We start from the raw sequence: 21,400 nt of genomic DNA on the forward strand, positions 1-21,400 counted from the left end.
TAAAATTACTCTTTCTCTCTTCCAAAACGTTCAAACATTTTGATGTACGTGTTGAAAGTGATTTTATGCTTCTTGTAAAAATCTAAATCTCCATTTTCTTTCATGGCTTGCAAAAGGCTTCTATAACGCTCGATATCGATTATTATAGGAGTTGCAATACTACTTTGCTCGGAAGATTTAAGTTTACCGTAATAGTTGAGGTTTTCTTGATACTTACCGATTAGTTTTTCCAGCAATTGTCGTGCTTTTACTTTTTCATCAATTTTATAATAACCACCAGCAAAAGGCTCTAAAAGAGAGTAATAACCGAAATATTCCAAAGGCATTTTTGTCATAGCCAAATCAATTATGATTTTTGCTTTGTCTTTTTTGCCTTCAATAATCAGTTGATTCATTAATCTTGAAAGGTATGAACGATAATTAATGCTGTTTTTTCTTGTTTCAGGATCGTGATATATGGTTTTGCTTTCGCTGTTTCCCCAATCCCATTTCATTACTTTTTCATACATTTTATCGGAGTCTATTTGTCCCATTTCAAGCGGGCCTCCATCTTTAGGAATAATTGTTCTTATCGGTACTAATTTGTATACCATTCCTTCCAATTGAAGATACTCTTTCATCCAGATGTAATCTTCGTCATCAAACGCGCCTCCGCTAAAATAAATAGGTCGTTTCCAATTATTATTGGCAACAATATCCAGCATCATTAATCTGTTTTTGTACAATGCATTTTTACTTATATCCAAATCAATATAGGGAACAATAGAATCATTGTATTTAGCAGAAACTACTTTATTTTGCATAATGACGTTTTTGTCAACTGGAATCCTAATTTTATTCGTAGGATAAAAATGAATGGTTTGTCCGTTTTGCATTTCAACCGTTGATTTTGGATTTTTTATAAAATCAATAAAATCTTTTATATCCCAACGGGTTTCCACTTTTGGAATATGTGCCACATAATCCAATTTATCTCCCACATACTGATCGTGTGTAAATGAAATAGGTAATGGATCTGACTCGTATGTTTTGGTTTTCATCTGATCGATATACCAATCCGTCATGAATAAACTAGTATTTACAATTTTGACATCCGTTCTTACTTTTTCAATTTCTTGGGCGTACCAAAGCGGAAAAGTGTCGTTATCACCAATGGTAAATAAAATAGCATTAGGATCACACGAAGTAAGGTATGCTTTTGCCATGGCTACAGCAGTAGATTTTCCTGAACGATCGTGATCATCCCAGTTTTGAGCAGCCATTAATACAGGAGCAGCCAATAAGCTGGCGCAGATAATTATTGGGCCGGCAATTTTTGGAGCTAAATATTTTTGGATGCTTTCGTATAATGCATAAACTCCAAAACCAATCCAGATGGCAAACACGTAAAAAGAGCCAACTAACGCATAATCCCGTTCTCGTGGTTCAAAAGGTCTTTCGTTCAAGTATATTTTTAATGCTATTCCTGTAAAAAGAAATAAAGCCAGCAGAACGTAAAAACTTTTTAAATCCTTATTGGCGTGGTACATTAAACCTATTAAACCAAGAATAAACGGTAAAAAGAAATAGACATTTCTACCCTTGTTGTTCAATACATCTGATGGTAAATTTTCTTGACTGCCCAAGTGTAATTCGTCTATAAATGAAATTCCGCTAAGCCAATTCCCGTCTAAGTAATCGTACCTTCCCTGAACATCATTCTGACGACCAACGAAATTCCACATTAAATACCTCCAATACATATAGCCAAATTGGTATTCAACCATAAAGCCAATATTATCAACGGTTGTTGGTTTGTCAACCAATAAATAATCACCGTAACTTTTTAAAAATTTAATATAACCTTCGTTGTCAATTTGTTTTTGAGCGTAAGCTTGTCTAAATTCGTTAACGATTTTTTCGGTTTCATTTTTCAGTTGTGCGATCGCTTTATTATATTCTTCTTCACTAAGTTGACTTGGGTCAATTCCATATTTGGCCAGATCGTCTTCGTACGAATAATTAGGATTTAATCTGAACTCTGGCGGATTTGTGAAATTCATGTAGTTTTCAATATGATCACCACTCCACATTCTTGGTAAAATAGTTTTGTGGTTGTCATCCGTATTTTGTTCGGCATTTTTGAAATTATTGACAATAACATATTTTCCTGTATTGTAATCTCTTTCATAATTGGGGGCTTTGTCCAGATAAGGATTGTCTTCGTCTAAACCTGAAAAAGCTTCGGTGTATTGAGGACCGTAAAACAATGGGTTTACACCGTATTGCTCTCTGTTATAGTACGCAAGAACTTCACGTGCATCAGAAGGTTTGTTTTCGTTAATAACGGTGTTAGCGTTGGCACGAATTGGTAACATTGTCCAGGTAGAAAATCCGATTAGGATAAAAAGAACACAGAGAATTAAAGTGTTGTAATTTGCAAGACCTCTATTGTTGGTGTATTTTAATCCAAAATAAAACAGCGCAGCCAGTAAAACAGTGACTAATATAGTTCCGGAGTCAAACGGTAATCCTAAGCTATTCACCATAAAAACTTCGGTTTTACCAAAGAATCCCATGGTCATAGGAAGAAGTAATTTGAATATAAAAAGTAAAATAGCGATTACCACCACGTTCGCAATAAGGAAACTTTTGACTGTAACAACTTTATAGTTTTTGAAAAAGTATAAAAATCCAATTGCAGGGATTGTTAATAGAGCCATGAAGTGAACTCCAAACGAGAGTCCAACAACAAGTGAAATGATTAATAACCATTTATTTCCTCTCGGTTTGTTCATGTCTTGTTCCCAGCGTAATCCGAGCCAAAATAATAAAGCAATAAATAAGGAAGCCATGGCGTAAACTTCGGCCTCAACAGCATTGTACCAAAAACTATCAGAAAAAGTATACGTCAAAGCGCCTACAAGCGAGCTTCCTAAGATTACAATTTCATTGTTTCTGTTTAATTCTGAAAATCGGGAGACTAATTTTTTTAAGATCATCGAGGAAGACCAAAATAGGAATAAAATGGTAAAAGCACTTGAAAACACGGACATCATATTCACCATTAAGGCAATTTTAGTTTCATCTGCAGCAAACATGGCGAAGAAAGCACCAATCATCTGGTATAAAGGAGCTCCTGGTGGGTGGCCAACTTCTAATTTGGCCGCTGTGGCAATGTACTCGCCGCAATCCCAAAAACTCATGGTGGGCTCAACGGTGAGCGTGTAGGTCAATAATGCGATTCCAAATGTAAGCCAACCAATAATTGTATTCCATTTATTAAAATTGAATGGTGCTTTATCCATGTACTAAAGTTTAATTTAATTGTAAGTCACAAAGAAAATGTTTTTTTGTTTAACCTGCATAGCATTAACACTATTTTCTGGAAAAGTAATGTAATTGAATAACGTGTTGACTATGAATCTTTTTCGTTTGTTTTTGAAATTAAATTTAATTTTAGAAAAATATTTTTTGATAAAAAGACGAAAAAAGTTTGCGCAAACTAAAAATTAGTATAAATTTGCACTCGCTTAACAGCAACACTGGTCTATGGTGTAATGGTAACACAACTGTTTTTGGTGCAGTCTTTCAAGGTTCGAGTCCTTGTAGACCAACAAAGAAAACTTCTCATAATTTGAGAGGTTTTTTTTTTTTATTTTTAAACAGAATTATCTACTTAATACCTTGTTCCTGGATTTATCAATTTTAGGATTGATTATTTATTACAGTTCAAATTTCACATCCATCAGATTTTAAAAGTAATTACAGGTTTTGTGGTGTGATTCACTAAGTCTTCACTTATGCTTCCGTTAAAAAAATGTGCCAATCCGGTTCTGCCATGAGTGCAAAGACCAATTAAATCTGCATCAACAGTCTTTGAAAAATTGGAAATACCACTTTCAATATTGGCATCATTAAAAATATGTAAAGAGTAGTTTTTTATATCATAGTTTTCGATAAATTCTTTCATTGTTTTTTCAGCAGTAACAGTAGCCTTGAAGCTATTTGGGGTGCAAATCATCACTAACAACAGGTTTGCATCAAAAATTTCAACGAATTCAATCATTTTTTTGAAAGGTTTTTTGATTTCTGTTGAAAAATCAGATGCAAATACAATGTTTTTAAATTTTATTTCGCCAACATCTTTTTTTATAACTAAAACTGGAACTTCGGAGAGGCGCACCACTTTTTCGGTATTAGAACCAATAAGTGTTTCTTCGATTCCGGAAGTTCCGTGAGATCCCATAACAATTAAGTCAATCTTGTTTTTCTTGTTGAACGATAAAATTCCGTCAAATGCTCTTTCAAATTGAATAGTAGTATTTATAGAGAGTCCGTTTAAAAAGGGTTGTTCGGTTATTTTTTGCAGGGTTTCATTCGCTTTTTTAATGAATAACATTACTTCAGGAATACTGCCGCCATTTTTCATGGCGTCACTCATTTGGTTTGGTAGTTCTAATAAATGTAGTAAAAAGATCTCGCATTTGTTCTTTTTTGCGATTATGGCAGCTGCTTTTAGAGCGTTTTCAGCATGTTCGGAGAAATCGATCGGGACTAAAATGCGTTTCATAATTAAGAAGTGTTAAATTATGGTAATTACTGCTATTTTGATACACTAATAAAGGTAAGAAATTATTTTACAGCAATCGATTATTTTAGTTTACAAAAAAAACACTATATTTGCACCATTATTTATTAAAATCTAGATAATGAGGGGACTAAATGTCCCCTCTTTTTATAAAAATATGACATTTAAAGAAAAAGTAAATTCGTTATTGGCGGAATGCCTTTTAGAAAAGCCATCAATTTTTTTGATAGACCTTATTATTACTGATGCTTTCAAGGTTATTGTAACTTTAGATGGGGATAATGGGGTAGCACTTCAGGACTGTATCGATGTAAGTCGTTTTATAGATAATGAACTGGATCGCGAAGAGCAGGATTACTCTTTAGAAGTAGCGTCGGTAGGAGTAGGTTCGCCATTGAAATTAATAAGACAATACAAGAAAAATATAGGGCGCACATTGATTTTGAAGACTGGGGCAGAATTAATTGAAGCAGAATTAGTGGAAGCTAATGATGATTTTGTAGTTTTGTCATGGAAAGCAAGAGAGCCGAAAAAAATAGGTAAAGGAAAGGAAACAGTTCAAAAAGAACTACAACTTCATTACGGAGACATTAAAGAAGCAATTGTTACAGTAACATTTTAATTAAAGAATTCGCATGGAAAATTTAGCATTAATCGATTCATTCTCAGAGTTTAAAGATGATAAACTTATTGATCGTGTAACGCTTATGGCAATTTTAGAAGATGTATTTAGAAATGCATTGAAGAAAAAATACGGTTCAGATGATAATTTCGATATCATTATAAATCCTGATAAGGGAGATATGGAGATATGGCAGAGAAGAGTAATCGTTGCGGATGAAGACTTAGATTTTGACCATCTTGAGATTACTTTAACTGAAGCTAGAAAAATTGAGCCTGATTTTGAAATTGGTGAAGAAGTTTCCGAAGAAGTAAAATTAATTGATTTAGGAAGAAGAGCAATTTTAGCTTTACGTCAGAATTTGATTTCTAAAATTCATGAACATGATAATACAAATCTTTACAAACAATTTAAAGATTTAATAGGCGATATTTATACTGCTGAAGTGCACCACGTGCGCCCAAGAGTTGTGATTTTGGTTGATGATGAAGGAAATGAAATCATTTTACCTAAAGAAAAACAAATACCTTCTGACTTTTTCCGTAAAGGAGATAATGTTAGAGGAATAATAGAAAGCGTTGAATTAAAAGGAAATAAGCCTCAAATTATTATGTCTAGAACTTCTGAGAAGTTTTTGGAAAAATTGTTTGAACAAGAAATTCCTGAGGTATTTGACGGTTTAATTATGGTTAAAAAAGTGGTAAGGATACCTGGTGAGAAAGCAAAAGTAGCCGTAGATTCTTATGACGACAGAATTGATCCTGTTGGAGCTTGTGTAGGTATGAAAGGGTCTCGTATTCACGGAATTGTTCGGGAATTAGGAAACGAAAATATCGATGTTATCAATTATACCAGCAACATACAGTTGTTTATTACAAGGGCATTAAGTCCTGCAAAAGTGTCTTCTATTAAAATTAATGAAGATACAAAAAGAGCAGAAGTTTTCTTGAAACTGGAAGAGGTTTCAAAAGCTATTGGTCGTGGTGGGCATAACATTAAATTAGCAGGTTTATTAACTGGCTATGAGTTAGATGTTATTCGTGAAGGAGATGTTGCAGGTGCTACAGCTGATGAGGATGATGTTGAATTAACAGAGTTTTCGGATGAAATTGAAGACTGGGTTATTGAAGAGTTTGCAAAAATTGGTTTGGATACAGCAAAGAGTATCTTAAAACAAGATGTAGAAGATTTAGTAAGAAGAACAGACCTAGAAGAGGAAACAATTCTGGATGTAATGAGAATATTGAAAGAAGAATTTGATAGTTAGTCAATGTGTCTTCAACGATAAACATGCCACTTTACAATTAATTCTTGCTCGGTAGGTATCGAGTTGGGAGTAAAGTGAGGAATAACAAAAAAGGTAATAATAAAAAGGTTTTATGTCTGAAGAGAGAATTATTAGAATAAACAAAGTTTTAAGGGAATTGAATATTTCTTTAGAAAGAGCTGTGGATTATCTAAAAGATAAGGGGATTGCTATTGAAGCAAATCCAAACGCAAAAATTTCTGATGATGTATACAATGTCTTGTGCGGTCAGTTTGCTGGTGACAAGGGGAATAAAGAAGCTTCAAAAGAAGTTGGCGAAGAGAAAAGAAAAGAAAAAGAAGCTTTGCGTTTAGAACGAGAAAAAGAAATTGAAGACAAACGTAAGCTAGAGGAAGATCGTCTGAAGCAACAAGAGGTTATAAAAGCGAGAGCGGTAATAGCTGCTCCTGTTCAAGTTGGTAAGATTGATCTGAATCGTAAGAAACCTTCAATAGTACCGCCTGTAAAAGCTGTTGAAAAAGTGGAGGCTCCGGTTGTTAAGATCGCTGAGGTAAAAGCTGTTCAAAAAGAAGTTTTAGCTGAAAAACCGTCAGCAGAAAAACCTTTGGAAGAAAAAGTTGTTACAGACAAAAAAGAGGCAAAACCTGTTGTTGGAATAAAAGAGGTGAAAACAGAGGCTGTAAAAGAAGTCGCTGCGGAACCAAAAGTTGTTGCCAAAACCGAAGCAGTTAAAGTTGATGAAGCGCCTGTTGATGAAACTATCACAACGCAATATCAAAAACTATCGGGAACTACTTTAACTGGTCAAATAATTGATTTATCGCAATTCAATAAACCGAAAAAGAAAAAAGAAGAACCAAAAATCACTCCGAATAAACCGGGTGCTCCAGGTTCGGCTGCAGCCAATGCAAATAAAAACAAGCGTAAAAGGATTGCTCCCAAACCAGGTGCTCCAAGACCGCCTGCAGTACCAGGAGTTCCTGGTGCACCAAATCCTAACAAGATTACACCTAATGTAGGTGGCGGTGGATTCAACGCAAACAGAAGTGCAAGACCTGGTTTTGTAAAAGGAAACAGACCTGCAATTGTTGCCAAAGTTGAGCCTACTGAGGAAGAAGTTAAAAATCAAATTAGAGAGACTTTAGAGAAACTACAAGGTAAAGGTGGTAAATCTAAAGCGGCTAAATATAGAAGAGACAAAAGAGATACGCACCGTCAGAAGTCTGATGATGAACAAAGAGCGATTGACGAAGGAAGTAAAACTATAAAGGTTACTGAATTTGTTACAGTTGGTGAAATTGCCATCATGATGGATGTGCCAATTACTAAAGTTATTGGTACATGTATGTCACTTGGAATCATGGTTACCATGAACCAACGTCTTGATGCAGAAACCTTGACTATAGTTGCTGATGAATTTGGTTATGAAGTTGAATTTATCACTGTAGACATCGAAGAAGCAATTCAGGTCGTTGAAGACAGAGAAGAAGATTTAGTTTTCAGAGCTCCAATTGTAACCGTAATGGGTCACGTCGATCACGGTAAAACATCGTTACTGGATTACATTCGTAAAGAAAATGTTATTGCAGGTGAATCTGGAGGAATTACACAGCATATTGGTGCCTACGGAGTAACTTTGGATAACGGACAAAAAATCGCATTCTTAGATACACCGGGTCACGAAGCGTTTACTGCGATGCGTGCGCGTGGTGCTCAAGTCACAGATATTGCTATTATTGTGATTGCTGCTGATGATGACATTATGCCGCAAACCAAAGAAGCAATTAGCCATGCTCAAGCTGCTGGAGTTCCAATCATTTTTGCTATCAATAAAATTGATAAGCCAAATGCTAATCCTGAAAAAGTAAAAGAAAGATTAGCAGGTATGAATTTACTTGTAGAAGATTGGGGTGGAAAAATTCAATCTCATGATATTTCTGCGAAAGTGGGAACAGGCGTGAAAGAATTATTAGAAAAAGTATTATTAGAAGCGGAACTTTTAGATTTGAAAGCAAATCCAAATAAAGCGGCTTCTGGAACTGTTGTTGAAGCTTTCCTTGACAAGGGAAAAGGATATGTTAGTACAATATTAGTTCAAAACGGAACATTGAAAATTGGAGATTATATGTTGGCGGGTAAGCATCATGGTAAAATTAAGGCCATGCATGATGAAAGAGGGAACATTGTAACTGTTGCGGGTCCTTCGACTCCGGTTTCAGTTCTTGGTCTTGATGGAGCAGCAACTGCGGGTGATAAGTTCAATATTTTTGAAGACGAAAAAGAAGCGAAACAAATTGCTTCAAAACGTTCTCAGTTGATGCGTGAACAATCCGTACGTACACAACGTCATATTACGTTAGATGAAATTGGACGTAGAATTGCATTGGGTCAATTTAAAGAATTAAACATTATCCTTAAAGGAGATGTGGATGGTTCTGTTGAAGCCTTGTCTGATTCATTCTCTAAATTATCTACTGAAGAAATTCAAATTAATATTATCCACAAAGGTGTTGGAGCAATTACTGAAACTGATGTAATGTTAGCTTCTGCTTCAGATGCAATTATTATTGGATTTAATGTTCGTCCTGCTGGAAATGCAAGACAATTAGCAGACAAAGAGGAAATCGATATCCGTTACTACTCTATCATCTATGCTGCCATTGATGACTTGAAAGATGCCATGGAAGGAATGTTAGCTCCGGAAATGAAAGAAGAAATTCTGGGTACAGCTGAGATCAGAGAGATATTTAAAATCTCTAAAGTAGGTTCAATTGCCGGAAGTATGGTAATGGATGGTAAAATTGTTAAGAACGCCAAAATGAGAATTATCAGAGATGGTGTGGTAGTCTTTACCGGAGAGCTTTTAGCTTTAAAGCGATTTAAAGACGATGTGCGAGAAGTTGCCAAAGGTTATGATTGTGGTATTCAAGTAAAAGGATATAATGACATCGAAGAGAGAGATGTTATTGAATCGTACCATGAAGTAGCTATCAAAAAGAAGTTGAAATAAAATTTCAGTATTATAAAACTAAAATCTCGAGCAATCGGGATTTTTTTTATTTTTATAACTTACTAAAAAATTGATCCATGAATAAATTACTTATATTATTTTTTATTGGAATTAACACCGTTGCATGTTCTCAAAATATAACGGAATATCATAAAATATCTTTAAAAGACAAAAATGATAAAGTTTCAGAATTTAATTTTTATGTCGAAAATGTTTACGATGGTAGACAGTTTAAAGAAAATATTGGTACCGTTCAAAAAGGAGGATTCAACAGAAAAGTTTTAGCGAATTTTGAAAATCCAATAATAGATGAATTTTCGGGTTACCTTGCTATTGTCTGTCCAAAAGAAAAAAATAAGTCTGAAATCTCTATTCGTATTAATGAATTATATGTTTCTGAACTTACTCGAGCAATGTCTGAAACAGGATATGCGACTTTAGTCGTCGATATTATTGAGCCTAAAGAAGGGATTGACTATATCGTAGGGACATATGCCGCTTCGGCAGAAAGTAGTGGTATGGATGTTACTAATAAACACGATGAAAGATTGAAAAAAGTTTTGCAGGAATGTTTAACTAATTATATGAAAACGAGCGATAATGATAAGACTTCTATAGTTTTTGATGTTGATCAGAATATTAAAAGTAAAACACTTGATGCGGTTCCGTCTAAGGGTGTTTATTTGACCTACGTCGACGTTTTAAATAATAATCCGCTTAACGATAGTAATTTTGAAATGACGAGCAAAAATGAGCGATTTTGTTTGCTTAATAAAACGACTAAATCGAAAGAGTTGAATTATTACGGATTCAGTGATGGAAACGTTTTTTATGTAAATGTATCAAAGTATGCAAACGCAAAATATTATGCGAAAACCGAAATAATTGGAAGTAAATATTATGTAGAAAATGTAGTTTATAATACCAATAATGTTGTTGCTATGGGCGCAATGTTCGGGCTAATTGGTGTAGTCATTGCTTCCGCGACAAGTAGCTCTTCAGTGCCAATGCTTATTGATTGTTATTCTGGTCAGCCTTCTTTTTTATCAAATAATGAAATGAAAGCAATGCTGGTGCCATATCCAGTACTCTTCAAAGATTTTAAAAACAGCAAGAAAAGCAGTTCGGATAGAAAAACTATTCTTAAAAAATATTATCAAGAAACAATAGCTCATTAATAAAAAAGATACCTGATTTGAACTGCAGCAAAATTTTAAATAAATTCATGAATAATATGATTTTGATAAGCTCGATATTTTATCGGGCTCATTTTGTTAAAATTTAATATAATTGATATTGTTTTATATTAGATTGTACATTTATTTATCTCAATTATTAATTAATCTAACTCGGTTTATCTTTACAATAAAACACACCCATGTAAGTATTTTATAAAAGAAGTTTGAACTTATACAACATAAGTAATCTTTTTTACTATACATACTTTGTGAAATCCCTAGCGAGGATATATCGTCAATCTTAAGTAATTTGTAAACGGTGTCAGTTGACAAATTCAAACAAAAAATGAATTTCCTTACTTTGCTAAATTTAAGGTGAAATGTTGCGTAAATATCTTTGGATTTTGGTTTAAAAGGATAGACAAAAAGCAAAAAAAGCAACTCTAGACGTGTTGCTTTTTTGCTTGCTGCTACCTTCCTATATCCATTGAAAATTGCAATGTAAAAGAAGTATAATTTTTAGCTTACAGGTTTTATCAAATGTACATTAGTGTATCTTTTTCTAATTTCGATTAAGTTTCTTTCAGCTTCAATTCGTGTTTTAAAATTTCCAATCCAAACTTTGTAAATGGGAGTGAAAAAGATAATGGTGCCATCTAAGTCGCTGAATTCTTGCCTAAATTGATTCAATGTGTTTTTAGCTTTATCACTTTCACCACTGAAAATTTGAATTTTATATCGGTCATTTTCTGCAGTAGAAATATTTGTTTTTCGCTTTTCGTTTAATAATTGTTCGAATTTGGAATCTTGTTTTATTGTAATATTTCCACCTTGTGCACTTGCGCTGAGGCTTGAAATACATATTGTAATAAAGATAAAAAAGGCTTTTTGAATGGCTAAAATTCTCATAATGTGATTGTTTTTGTGCAAAAGTAATATTTAAGGAATGATGCTAAACGTCAAATGTTATTTAGAATAGATATAAATTGAAATTAAGACTATTTTAAGGTTTTGAGAACAGTTCTTAAGTCGTATTTTTGTCCAAGTTTTAAAATAAAGGAGCAGTTTTTACAATTCATTTAGAAAAAACTGTGCCAAATTTTAGTAGATAATCTTTATACTATATGAAAAAGGTGGGTAACCATAATTCGATCACAAGGAAATTATTTCTGGGCTTAGCCTCATCGGTAATTTTCTCTTTAACTTCATTTGCTCAAGAAGCTGCTCCTGCGGTGACTGATGCAGCTGCGGCCCCTGCCGCGGTAACTGGTGGAGATGCTGTAAAAGGTAAAGAATTGTTCAATGCAAATTGTGCTGCATGCCATAAATTAGATGCTAAAGCTACAGGTCCTGCTCTAAGAGGTATAGCTGGTAAATATGATATGCCGTGGCTTTACAAGTGGATTAAAAACAGTTCTGACTTGATTAAGTCTGGAGATGCTCAGGCTGTAAAGGTTTATGAAGAAAATAACAAGGCAGTGATGTCGGCTTTTCCTCAGTTATCTAATGCTGATATTGATAATATCATTGCATACACGTCAGAGCCAAAAGCAGAAGCGCCTGCTGCAGTTGCTGGTGGGACTGAAGCGGTACCTGGTGCTGCCGTAGCAGACAATGGAATGTCTAATAACATTATCTTAGGTGCTCTAGCTCTTGTTATGATTATTTTAGTTGTAATGCTGTTCTTGGTGAATCAAGTTTTAACAAAAGTTGCTAAAGTTAATGGCATCGTTATAGCTCCAAAAACACCAACAACTCCGATTTGGAAAGCATTTGCCAGAAATCAATTTCTGGTCCTAGTCACTTCGGTATTTTTGCTGTTGGCTGGTGCTTATTTTATTTATGGGTATCTAATGCAAATTGGTGTAGATCAGAATTACGCTCCAATCCAGCCAATCCATTATTCACATAGAATACATGCTGGAGACAATGAAATTAACTGTAAGTATTGCCATTCTGCGGCAAGAGTTAGTAAAAATGGTGGAATACCATCTTTAAATGTGTGCATGAATTGCCATAAAAATATTGCGGAAGTTGCCGAATCGACAGCTACACCGGAGTATAGCAAAGCTTTTTATGATGAACAAATTCAAAAATTGTATACAGCTGTTGGCTGGGATCAAACAACACAGACTTACACTGGTAAAACGCAACCCGTTAAATGGGTTCGTATCCATAATTTGCCTGACTTTGTTTACTTCAACCACTCTCAACACGTAACTGTTGCTGGAATTGAATGTCAAACATGTCACGGTCCTGTTCAGGAGTATGAAATCCAAAAACAATTTGCTCCACTCACAATGAGTTGGTGTATTAATTGTCACAGAAAAACAGAGGTTAAGATGGAAGGCAACGAATATTACACAAAAATTCATGATGAACTTTCTAAAAAATATGGCGTAGACAAGTTGACTGCGGCACAAATGGGAGGTTTGGAATGTGGTAAATGCCACTATTAATCAAATTATTAAGATTTTAATATTTATATATGTCATCAAACAAAAAATACTGGAAAAGTGTTGAAGAACTAGACAAAAATAGTTCTATTGTTGAGACGCTTAGAAATAACGAATTTGTTGAAGAAATTCCTACTGATGAATTTTTAGGAAATAATGACGCTTTGTCATCTTCGTCAACATCACGTCGTGATTTTTTAAAGTACGTTGGTTTTAGTACTGCGGCAGCGACGCTTGCAGCTTGCGAAGGTCCTGTGAACAAGTCTATACCTTACGTTCTTCAGCCGGAACAAATCATCCCTGGAGTGGCGGATTATTATGCAACTTCTGTTTTTGATGGATTTGATTTTGCTAATCTTTTAGTGAAAACTCGTGAAGGGCGTCCTATTAAAATAGACAATAACACTATTGCGGGAGCTAAGTTTAGTGCTAACGCAAGAATTCATGCTTCAATTCTTTCTTTGTATGATAGCATGCGTTTGAAAGAACCTAAAATTGAAGGTAAAAATTCAACTTGGTCTGCTGTTGATTCTAAAATTAAATCAAGCATAGCTGATGCCACTGCAAAAGGTGGTCAAGTAGTGCTTTTGACGAATACATTAGCCAGTCCGTCAACTGAAAAATTGATAGCTGAATTTATCGGTAAAAATCCAAATGCTAAACATATTGTTTATGATGCTATATCTGAATCTGCAGCATTAGATGCTTTCGAAACAGTGTATGGAGAAAGAGCTTTGGTTGATTATGATTTTTCTAAAGCTTCACTTATTGTTTCTGTTGGAGCTGATTTTCTTGGAGATTGGCAAGGTGGAAGTTATGATTCGGGTTATGCTAAAGGAAGAATTCCTAAGGCAGGCAAAATGTCTCGTCATTTCCAATTAGAAGCAAATATGACTTTGTCTGGTGCTGCTGCTGATAAGCGTTTGCCAATGTCTACTGCGAATCAAAAACAAGCATTAGTTCATATTTATAATATTGTAACGGGTTCTGCTGTTGCTGTAAGTTTAGAAGATAAATTTAAAGCAGAAGTTACAAAAGCGGCTCAACAGTTGAAAGCTGCTGGTTCAAAAGGAGTTTTAGTCTCTGGTATTCAAGATAAAAATGCTCAATTGTTAGTTTTGGCAATCAACCAAGTGCTGGCAAGTGAAGCTTTCAGTACTTCTGGAGTACGACAAATCAGAAAAGGCTCTGATGCAAAAGTTACACAGTTAGTCAATGATATGAAAGCGGGTAGTGTTCATACTTTGTTAATGAGTGGTGTTAATCCGGTGTATACTTTAGCAGATAGTGTTTCTTTTGTTGAAGGACTTAAAAAAGTAAAAACATCAGTGGCGTTTTCATTAAAAGAAGATGAAACGGCTTTAATAAGTACTATTGCTGCCGCTGTTCCTCATTATTTAGAATCATGGAATGATGTAAGTATCACAAAAGGTACTTATGGAATTACTCAGCCTACAATTCGTCCACTTTTTAATACAAAACAATTTCAAGATATATTGTTGTCATTGAATGGATCAACAGTAGCGTTTTATGATTACATTAAAGCTAATGCATCAACAATAATAGCTGGTTCCTCTTGGAATAAAGTGTTGCATGATGGTATTTACGTAGGAGCTGTTACAGGTTCTGCTGGTGGTTCTGCCGATTTTGCTGCTGCTGCAAATGCTTTGGCACAATCAAAAGCTGCTCAAGGATTAGAACTTGTTTTATACACAAAAACAGGTATGGGAGACGGACAACAAGCCAATAACCCTTGGTTGCAAGAGTTTCCTGATCCAATTACTAGAGTTTCTTGGGATAATTATGTTACTGTTTCGAATGCAGATGCAAAGAAATATGAACTATCTAATGAAATTGTAGCAAACGGTGGTTTGAACGGAAGTTATGCCACTATTACTACTGTTGATGGACTTAAATTAGAAAATGTTCCGGTAATTGTTCAGCCAGGTCAAGCTGTTGGGACTATTGGTTTAGCATTAGGTTATGGTCGTAAAGCGGCTTTGAAAGAAGAAATGATGGTAGGTTTAAACGCTTACTCTTTATATAAAGGTTTTAATAATGTACAATCTGTAACTTTGGCGAAAGCCGGAGGAGAACATGAGTTTGCTTGTGTTCAAGGTCAGAAAACATTAATGGGAAGAGGAGATATCATTAAAGAAACTTCTCTAGAAATTTTCAATACAAAAGATGCTCACGTTTGGAATGAACAACCAATGGTTTCATTGGATCACAAAGAAGTTGAGGCAACTAAAGTAGATTTATGGAGTTCTTTTGATCGTTCGGTAGGTCATCATTTTAATCTTTCAATTGATTTGAATGCTTGTACTGGTTGTGGCGCTTGCGTAATTGCATGTCATGCAGAAAATAACGTTCCTGTTGTTGGAAAATCAGAAGTAAGAAGAAGTCGTGATATGCACTGGTTGCGTATTGACAGATATTATTCTTCTGAAAGCACTTTTGAAGGCGATAACGAAAGAAAAGAAAATATCGCAGGTCTATCAAGTTCATTGTCTACATTTAATGAAATGGAAAAAGCGGGTGATAACCCACAGGTTTCTTTTCAACCGGTAATGTGTCAACATTGTAATCATGCGCCTTGTGAAACGGTTTGTCCAGTTGCTGCGACTTCACACTCTCGTCAAGGTCAAAATCACATGGCTTACAACAGATGTGTTGGAACACGTTATTGCGCTAACAACTGTCCTTATAAAGTGCGTCGTTTTAACTGGTTCTTGTACAACAAAAACAGCGAATTTGATTATCACATGAATGATGATTTAGGACGTATGGTATTAAATCCAGATGTTAATGTTCGTTCTCGTGGAGTTATGGAAAAATGTTCAATGTGTATTCAAATGACCCAAGCGACAATTTTGAAAGCTAAAAACGATGGAAGAGCTATTGTTGATGGTGAATTTCAAACGGCATGTTCAAATGCTTGTTCTAATGGGGCAATGAAATTTGGCGATATAAATGATAAAGAAGGCGTAGTATCTAAATTAGCTACTGACGAAAGGATGTATCATTTATTGGAGCATGTTGGAACAAAACCAAATGTGATTTATCACGTTAAAGTTAGAAATACCTAGTACAAAAATAATTAATTAAGAATCAATATTAAGGATTATGTCGTCTCACTACGAAGCAACTATTAGAAAACCCTTAGTTATAGGTGATAAAACTTATCACGATGTAACTGTAGATGTAGCCGCACCTGTAGAAGGTAAAGCAAACAAACATTGGTGGATTGTGTTTTCAATTGCATTAATAGCCTTCCTTTGGGGACTTGGCTGTATAATTTACACCGTATCTACAGGTATTGGAACATGGGGTTTAAATAAAACTGTTGGATGGGCTTGGGATATCACGAACTTTGTTTGGTGGGTTGGTATCGGTCACGCGGGAACTCTTATTTCTGCTGTATTATTACTTTTTCGTCAGCGTTGGAGAATGGCGATTAACCGTTCTGCAGAAGCAATGACAATTTTCTCTGTTATCCAGGCAGGTTTGTTTCCAATTATCCACATGGGACGTCCATGGTTAGCGTATTGGGTTTTGCCAATTCCGAATCAATTTGGTTCTCTTTGGGTAAACTTTAACTCGCCATTACTTTGGGACGTGTTTGCAATTTCAACGTATCTATCGGTTTCATTAGTATTCTGGTGGACTGGATTATTACCTGATTTTGCGATGTTACGTGATAGAGCTATTACACCTTTTAACAAAAGAGTGTATTCTATATTAAGTTTTGGATGGAGCGGTAGAGCAAAAGACTGGCAACGTTTTGAAGAAGTATCTTTGGTACTCGCAGGTTTAGCTACTCCACTTGTACTATCTGTGCATACTATTGTATCGATGGATTTTGCTACATCTGTAATTCCGGGGTGGCATACTACAATTTTTCCTCCATATTTTGTTGCTGGAGCTGTTTTCTCAGGATTTGCAATGGTAAATACCTTGCTGATTATCATGAGAAAAGTATCTAATCTAGAAGCGTACATCACGGTTCAACACATTGAATTGATGAATATCGTTATTATGATTACGGGTTCAATTGTTGGTGTTGCTTATATAACAGAATTGTTTGTGGCATGGTATTCAGGTGTAGAATACGAACAATATGCTTTCTTGAACAGAGCTACAGGACCATACTGGTGGGCATATTGGTCGATGATGACATGTAATGTTTTTTCTCCACAGTTTATGTGGTTTAAAAAATTAAGAACCAGTATCTTGTTTTCGTTTATTATTTCGATCGTTGTAAATATTGGAATGTGGTTTGAGAGATTTGTGATTATTGTAACTTCTTTACATAGAGATTATTTACCATCTTCGTGGACAATGTTTTCACCTACATTTGTTGATATTGGTATTTTCATTGGAACAATAGGTTTCTTTTTTGTATTGTTTTTATTATATTCACGTACGTTCCCTGTAATCGCGCAGGCAGAGGTGAAAACGATTTTGAAAGGGACTGGAGATAATTACAAAAGAGCAAGAGAAGCAAATAAAGATTTACATCATGAGTAATAAAGTAATATACGCCATTTATAATGACGATGATATTTTGATGGATGCGGTGAAAAAAACCAGAGCTGCTCATCATCATATTGAAGAGGTTTTTACTCCATTTCCGGTTCACGGTTTGGACAAAGCTATGGGAATTGCACCGACAAGATTAGCGGTTTGCGCTTTTCTGTATGGTTGTGTTGGACTGGCGGTAGGTACAGCTATGATGAATTATATCATGATTCAAGACTGGCCGCAGGATATTGGTGGTAAGCCTAGTTTTAGTTACATTGAAAATATGCCGGCGTTCGTGCCGATTATGTTTGAACTTACTGTATTTTTTGCTGCCCATCTTATGGTTATTACTTTTTATATGAGGAGTAAATTATGGCCTTTTAAAGATGCGGAGAATCCAGATGTAAGAACTACGGATGACCATTTTTTAATGGAAGTTGCTGTAAATGATAATGAAGAAGAATTGATTTCTTTTTTTAAAAGTACGGGAGCTGTGGAAGTTAAAGTAATAGATAAGCATTAATATAGATATGAAAAGCGTATATAAAATAACACTTTTATTTGGTTTTACTATTTTAGTTTCATCATGCCATAATAATGCGGCACCAAACTATCAGTATTTTCCAAATATGTATGAATCAGTAGGGTATGAAACTTATGCTGAATCGGATGCATTTAAAAATGGTAAAGAAGGACAACTTCCAGCTGAAGGAAGTTTAGATAGAGGTACTGAGCCGTTTGAATACGAAAATTCTACAGCTGGATATGAGTTGGCGAAAGCGAATCTCAAATCTCCACTGGATTCTTTAAGTAGAGACGCTGAAAAAGGCGCAGCGCTTTTTGAAATATATTGTATCAGTTGTCATGGTGCTTCTGGAAATGGTAAAGGAAAGCTTGTTGAAAGAGAGAAATTTCTGGGTGTTCCTAGTTATAAAGATAGAGTTATCACTGAAGGAAGTATTTTTCACGTAATAACTTATGGTTTAAATTCAATGGGTTCCCATGCAAACCAATTGAGTGCCCATGAACGTTGGTTAGTTACTGACTATGTTCTAAAACTAAAAAGCGAATTATAATTGTTGAACAAACTGATCGTAATAGATATGTATACATTTTCAAGTAAATTAAAAACTCTTTCTTTCATCTTAATGGCCATAGGTATATTAGGAATTGGATATGGTTTTTTAACTGCACCAAAAGATATTCAAGACGTTGAAAAACTTCTTGCAGCCGAGAGTCATGGTGGACATGGCGAAGCAAAACACGAAGGGGCTAATTCAGTCGAATCGTCGCATGAAGTTGCTGTTGGCCATGGTGAAGCAACTGAAGACATTAAAGTGGTGGAATCTACAACAGTAGTTAATCCAACTGTTGATTCGATGGCGGTTGACACAGCTAAAGCTATTGAAGAAACTCAAATTGAGTCGGTTGTAAAAAAGGACGGTCATGAAGTTAGTGAAGAGACTGAACATAAAGAACATTTGAATCATGTTCTGCACCAATTACAAAATAAACCATGGTCTGCTTTGTATGTTGCTTGTATATTCTTTATGCTTGTTTCATTAGGTGTTTTAGTTTTTTATGCAATTCAACAAGTAGCGCAGGCCGGTTGGTCTCCGGTCTTGTTCAGAGTTATGCAAGGTATAACGGCATATTTACCTGTGGGTTCAGTTATCTTTTTCGTAATTTTAATATTGTGTGGATTACATTTGAATCACATTTTTATATGGTTAGATCCTGAAGTTGTTGCGAATGATAAATTAATTGCGAACAAATCAAGTTATTTGAATTTTCCTTTTTGGATTGTCAGAGCTGCTATATTTTTGACGGGTTGGAGTTTATACCAATATTTCTCAAGAAAAAATTGTTTGGCGCAAGATGAGGCAAATGATGATCTTAACTACAAAAAGAACTTTAAGCTTTCAGCAATGTTCCTTGTGTTTTTTATAGTATCTGAATCTATAATGTCGTGGGATTGGATAATGTCAATCGATCCGCACTGGTTTAGTACATTGTTTGGTTGGTATGTTTTTTCTAGCTTTTTTGTGAGTGCTATAACTACTATTGCTTTAGTTACATTGTACTTGAAATCAAGAGGATTTTTAGAGTATGTCAATACAAGTCATATTCATGATTTAGCGAAATTCATGTTTGGTTTTAGTGTTTTTTGGACCTATTTATGGTTTTCACAGTACATGTTGATATGGTACGCTAATATTCCTGAAGAAGTGACGTATTTTATAACCAGAATTGAATTGTACAATCTTCCATTTTTTGGTGCTGTTGCAATGAATTTTTTATTCCCTTTATTGATATTAATCAATACAGATTTTAAAAGAATTACTTGGGTATTGGTTATGGCTGGAGTTGTTATATTAGCTGGCCATTATATTGATTTCTTTAATATGATTATGCCGGGAACCGTAGGAGACAGATGGTTCATAGGTATATCAGAAATAGCATCCGTTCTTTTCTTCTTAGGATTATTTATATATGTTGTTTTCACGGCATTAACTAAATCACCTTTGTTGGCAAAAAGAAATCCTTTTATTGAGGAAAGTAAACATTTTCATTATTAATATTTAATAAAAAAAACAGATGACAAGTTTGTTGGTAATTATAGTTTTAGTTTTATTAGCTGTTGCTTTATGGCAATTGACTAAAATATTCGATCTGACGCAAGTTGGTTCCAATTCAGATAGTTCGGAAGTAGCTACAGATAACGACAATAACGTTCAAGGTTATTTGATGTTCGGGTTTTTAGCTTTCATTTATATTTTTTCAATTTATGGATTGTTTAAATGGGGTCCTTTAGTTCTTCACACACCTGCTTCGGCGCATGGTGGTGAAGTAGATAACTTGATGAATATAACATGGGTTCTCATCTTTATAGTACAGGCTGTTACTCAAGTTTTATTGCATTACTTTGCTTTCAAATACAGGGGTAAAAAGGATCAAAAAGCGCTTTATTTTGCTGATAATAATAAGTTAGAAGCGATCTGGAGTGTTATTCCGGCGGTTGTTTTAGCAGGTTTGATTCTTTATGGACTTTTCGCTTGGACAAATATTATGTTTGTTGATGAAGATGAAGATACTATTGTTATAGAATTGTATGCACAACAGTTTAACTGGAAAGCAAGATATTCAGGCAATGATAATGTATTAGGTAAGGCTAATGTTAGATTTATTGAAGGAGCAAACGCTGTCGGAGTTGATTTAGCTGATCCATATTCACAAGATGATATTGTGGTAACTGAATTGCATATCCCTAAGGGTAAAAAAATTCTGTTCAAAATGCGTTCTCAAGATGTTTTGCATTCAGCGTACATGCCTCACTTTAGAGCTCAGATGAATTGTGTTCCAGGTATGGTTACTCAATTTGCTTTTGAACCTATTTATACAACAACAGAATACAGAGAATTACCTTTTATGGTAGAAAAAGTAGCTAACATTAATGCTTTGAGAACGAAGAAAAGTATTGATTTAGTTGCGAAGGGTGAAACTGCTTTAGATCCTTATACTTTTGACTACTTATTGCTTTGTAATAAAATTTGTGGGGCATCACATTATAACATGCAAATGAAAATTATTGTAGATACACCTGAAGACTATAAAGCATGGTTGAAAGATAAAGCTACTATCGTAAGCGAAGTAAAAGCTGCTTTGGCTGAACCTGCTACAACAGATGCAGGAACTGTTACCGATTCTACAAAAGGAAAAGATACTGCAGCGGCTGTCGTAACGGCTATGAAATAATTAACAAGAAAATTTAA

General features: G+C 34.8%; 14 protein-coding genes and 1 tRNA gene. 12 read left to right on the forward strand and 3 right to left on the reverse strand.

From position 1 onward, the window contains the following. Positions 1-5: 5 nt before the first annotated feature. A complete protein-coding gene (locus ACP7AT_RS03320; RefSeq protein WP_426062934.1) occupies positions 6-3,287 on the reverse strand; it encodes a glycosyltransferase family 117 protein in 3,282 nt (1,093 codons plus the stop codon). A gap of 238 nt (positions 3,288-3,525) precedes the next feature. Between ACP7AT_RS03320 and ACP7AT_RS03325 the strand changes: the two genes are divergently transcribed. After that, positions 3,526-3,596 (forward strand) — tRNA-Gln (locus ACP7AT_RS03325). Positions 3,597-3,727: 131 nt separating this feature from the next. Here the strand turns inward: ACP7AT_RS03325 and ACP7AT_RS03330 are convergent. Continuing rightward, complete coding sequence (locus tag ACP7AT_RS03330; protein ID WP_426062935.1) at positions 3,728-4,552, reverse strand: universal stress protein; 825 nt, start codon at positions 4,550-4,552, stop codon at positions 3,728-3,730. Between the two features lie 175 nt (positions 4,553-4,727). Between ACP7AT_RS03330 and rimP the strand changes: the two genes are divergently transcribed. The 4 genes from rimP to ACP7AT_RS03350 all read left to right on the forward strand — a co-directional run bounded on the left by rimP (position 4,728) and on the right by ACP7AT_RS03350 (position 10,647). Beyond that, positions 4,728-5,192 (forward strand): ribosome assembly cofactor RimP, encoded by a 465-nt coding sequence (gene rimP, locus ACP7AT_RS03335; protein WP_426063064.1) that lies wholly within the window; start codon positions 4,728-4,730, stop codon positions 5,190-5,192. 13 nt (positions 5,193-5,205) lie between these two features. Further along, complete coding sequence (gene nusA, locus ACP7AT_RS03340) at positions 5,206-6,459, forward strand: transcription termination factor NusA (protein WP_282710868.1); 1,254 nt, start codon at positions 5,206-5,208, stop codon at positions 6,457-6,459. Positions 6,460-6,571: 112 nt separating this feature from the next. Further along, the gene (gene infB / locus ACP7AT_RS03345; protein ID WP_426062936.1) at positions 6,572-9,469 is read left to right on the forward strand and encodes a translation initiation factor IF-2; all 2,898 of its coding nucleotides are present in this window, start codon (positions 6,572-6,574) and stop codon (positions 9,467-9,469) included. 77 nt (positions 9,470-9,546) lie between these two features. Continuing rightward, complete coding sequence (locus ACP7AT_RS03350; protein ID WP_426062937.1) at positions 9,547-10,647, forward strand: DUF6563 family protein; 1,101 nt, start codon at positions 9,547-9,549, stop codon at positions 10,645-10,647. Positions 10,648-11,166: 519 nt separating this feature from the next. Here the strand turns inward: ACP7AT_RS03350 and ACP7AT_RS03355 are convergent. Then, positions 11,167-11,556: an SPOR domain-containing protein gene (locus ACP7AT_RS03355; RefSeq protein ID WP_426062938.1), complete on the reverse strand. Its 390-nt coding sequence runs from the start codon at positions 11,554-11,556 to the stop codon at positions 11,167-11,169. Positions 11,557-11,771: 215 nt separating this feature from the next. Here ACP7AT_RS03355 and ACP7AT_RS03360 point away from each other — a divergent pair, with 215 nt between their 5' ends. Genes ACP7AT_RS03360 through ACP7AT_RS03390 form a run of 7 tightly spaced genes read left to right on the forward strand, consistent with a single transcriptional unit; the run spans position 11,772 to position 21,383 of the window. After that, entirely contained in the window at positions 11,772-13,106 is a 1,335-nt protein-coding gene (locus ACP7AT_RS03360) for a c-type cytochrome (protein ID WP_426062939.1), read from the forward strand. A gap of 29 nt (positions 13,107-13,135) precedes the next feature. Beyond that, positions 13,136-16,192: a TAT-variant-translocated molybdopterin oxidoreductase gene (locus ACP7AT_RS03365; protein WP_426062940.1), complete on the forward strand. Its 3,057-nt coding sequence runs from the start codon at positions 13,136-13,138 to the stop codon at positions 16,190-16,192. A gap of 37 nt (positions 16,193-16,229) precedes the next feature. Continuing rightward, the gene (gene nrfD, locus ACP7AT_RS03370; RefSeq protein ID WP_426062941.1) at positions 16,230-17,633 is read left to right on the forward strand and encodes an NrfD/PsrC family molybdoenzyme membrane anchor subunit; all 1,404 of its coding nucleotides are present in this window, start codon (positions 16,230-16,232) and stop codon (positions 17,631-17,633) included. Then, positions 17,626-18,150, forward strand: a complete 525-nt coding sequence (locus ACP7AT_RS03375) for a DUF3341 domain-containing protein (protein WP_426062942.1) — start codon at positions 17,626-17,628, stop codon at positions 18,148-18,150. Before nrfD ends, ACP7AT_RS03375 begins: the two co-directional genes overlap by 8 nt. Positions 18,151-18,157: 7 nt before the next feature. Then, entirely contained in the window at positions 18,158-18,703 is a 546-nt protein-coding gene (locus ACP7AT_RS03380) for a c-type cytochrome (protein WP_426062943.1), read from the forward strand. A 27-nt stretch (positions 18,704-18,730) separates the two neighbouring features. Then, a complete protein-coding gene (locus ACP7AT_RS03385) occupies positions 18,731-20,206 on the forward strand; it encodes a quinol:cytochrome C oxidoreductase (RefSeq protein WP_426062944.1) in 1,476 nt (491 codons plus the stop codon). 19 nt (positions 20,207-20,225) lie between these two features. Next, positions 20,226-21,383 (forward strand): cytochrome c oxidase subunit II, encoded by a 1,158-nt coding sequence (locus ACP7AT_RS03390; protein ID WP_426062945.1) that lies wholly within the window; start codon positions 20,226-20,228, stop codon positions 21,381-21,383. The last annotated feature ends 17 nt before the right edge of the window (positions 21,384-21,400 follow it).

This window comes from Flavobacterium sp. DSP2-3-1 (genome assembly GCF_049896865.1).
Taxonomy (GTDB): Bacteria; Bacteroidota; Bacteroidia; order Flavobacteriales; family Flavobacteriaceae; genus Flavobacterium.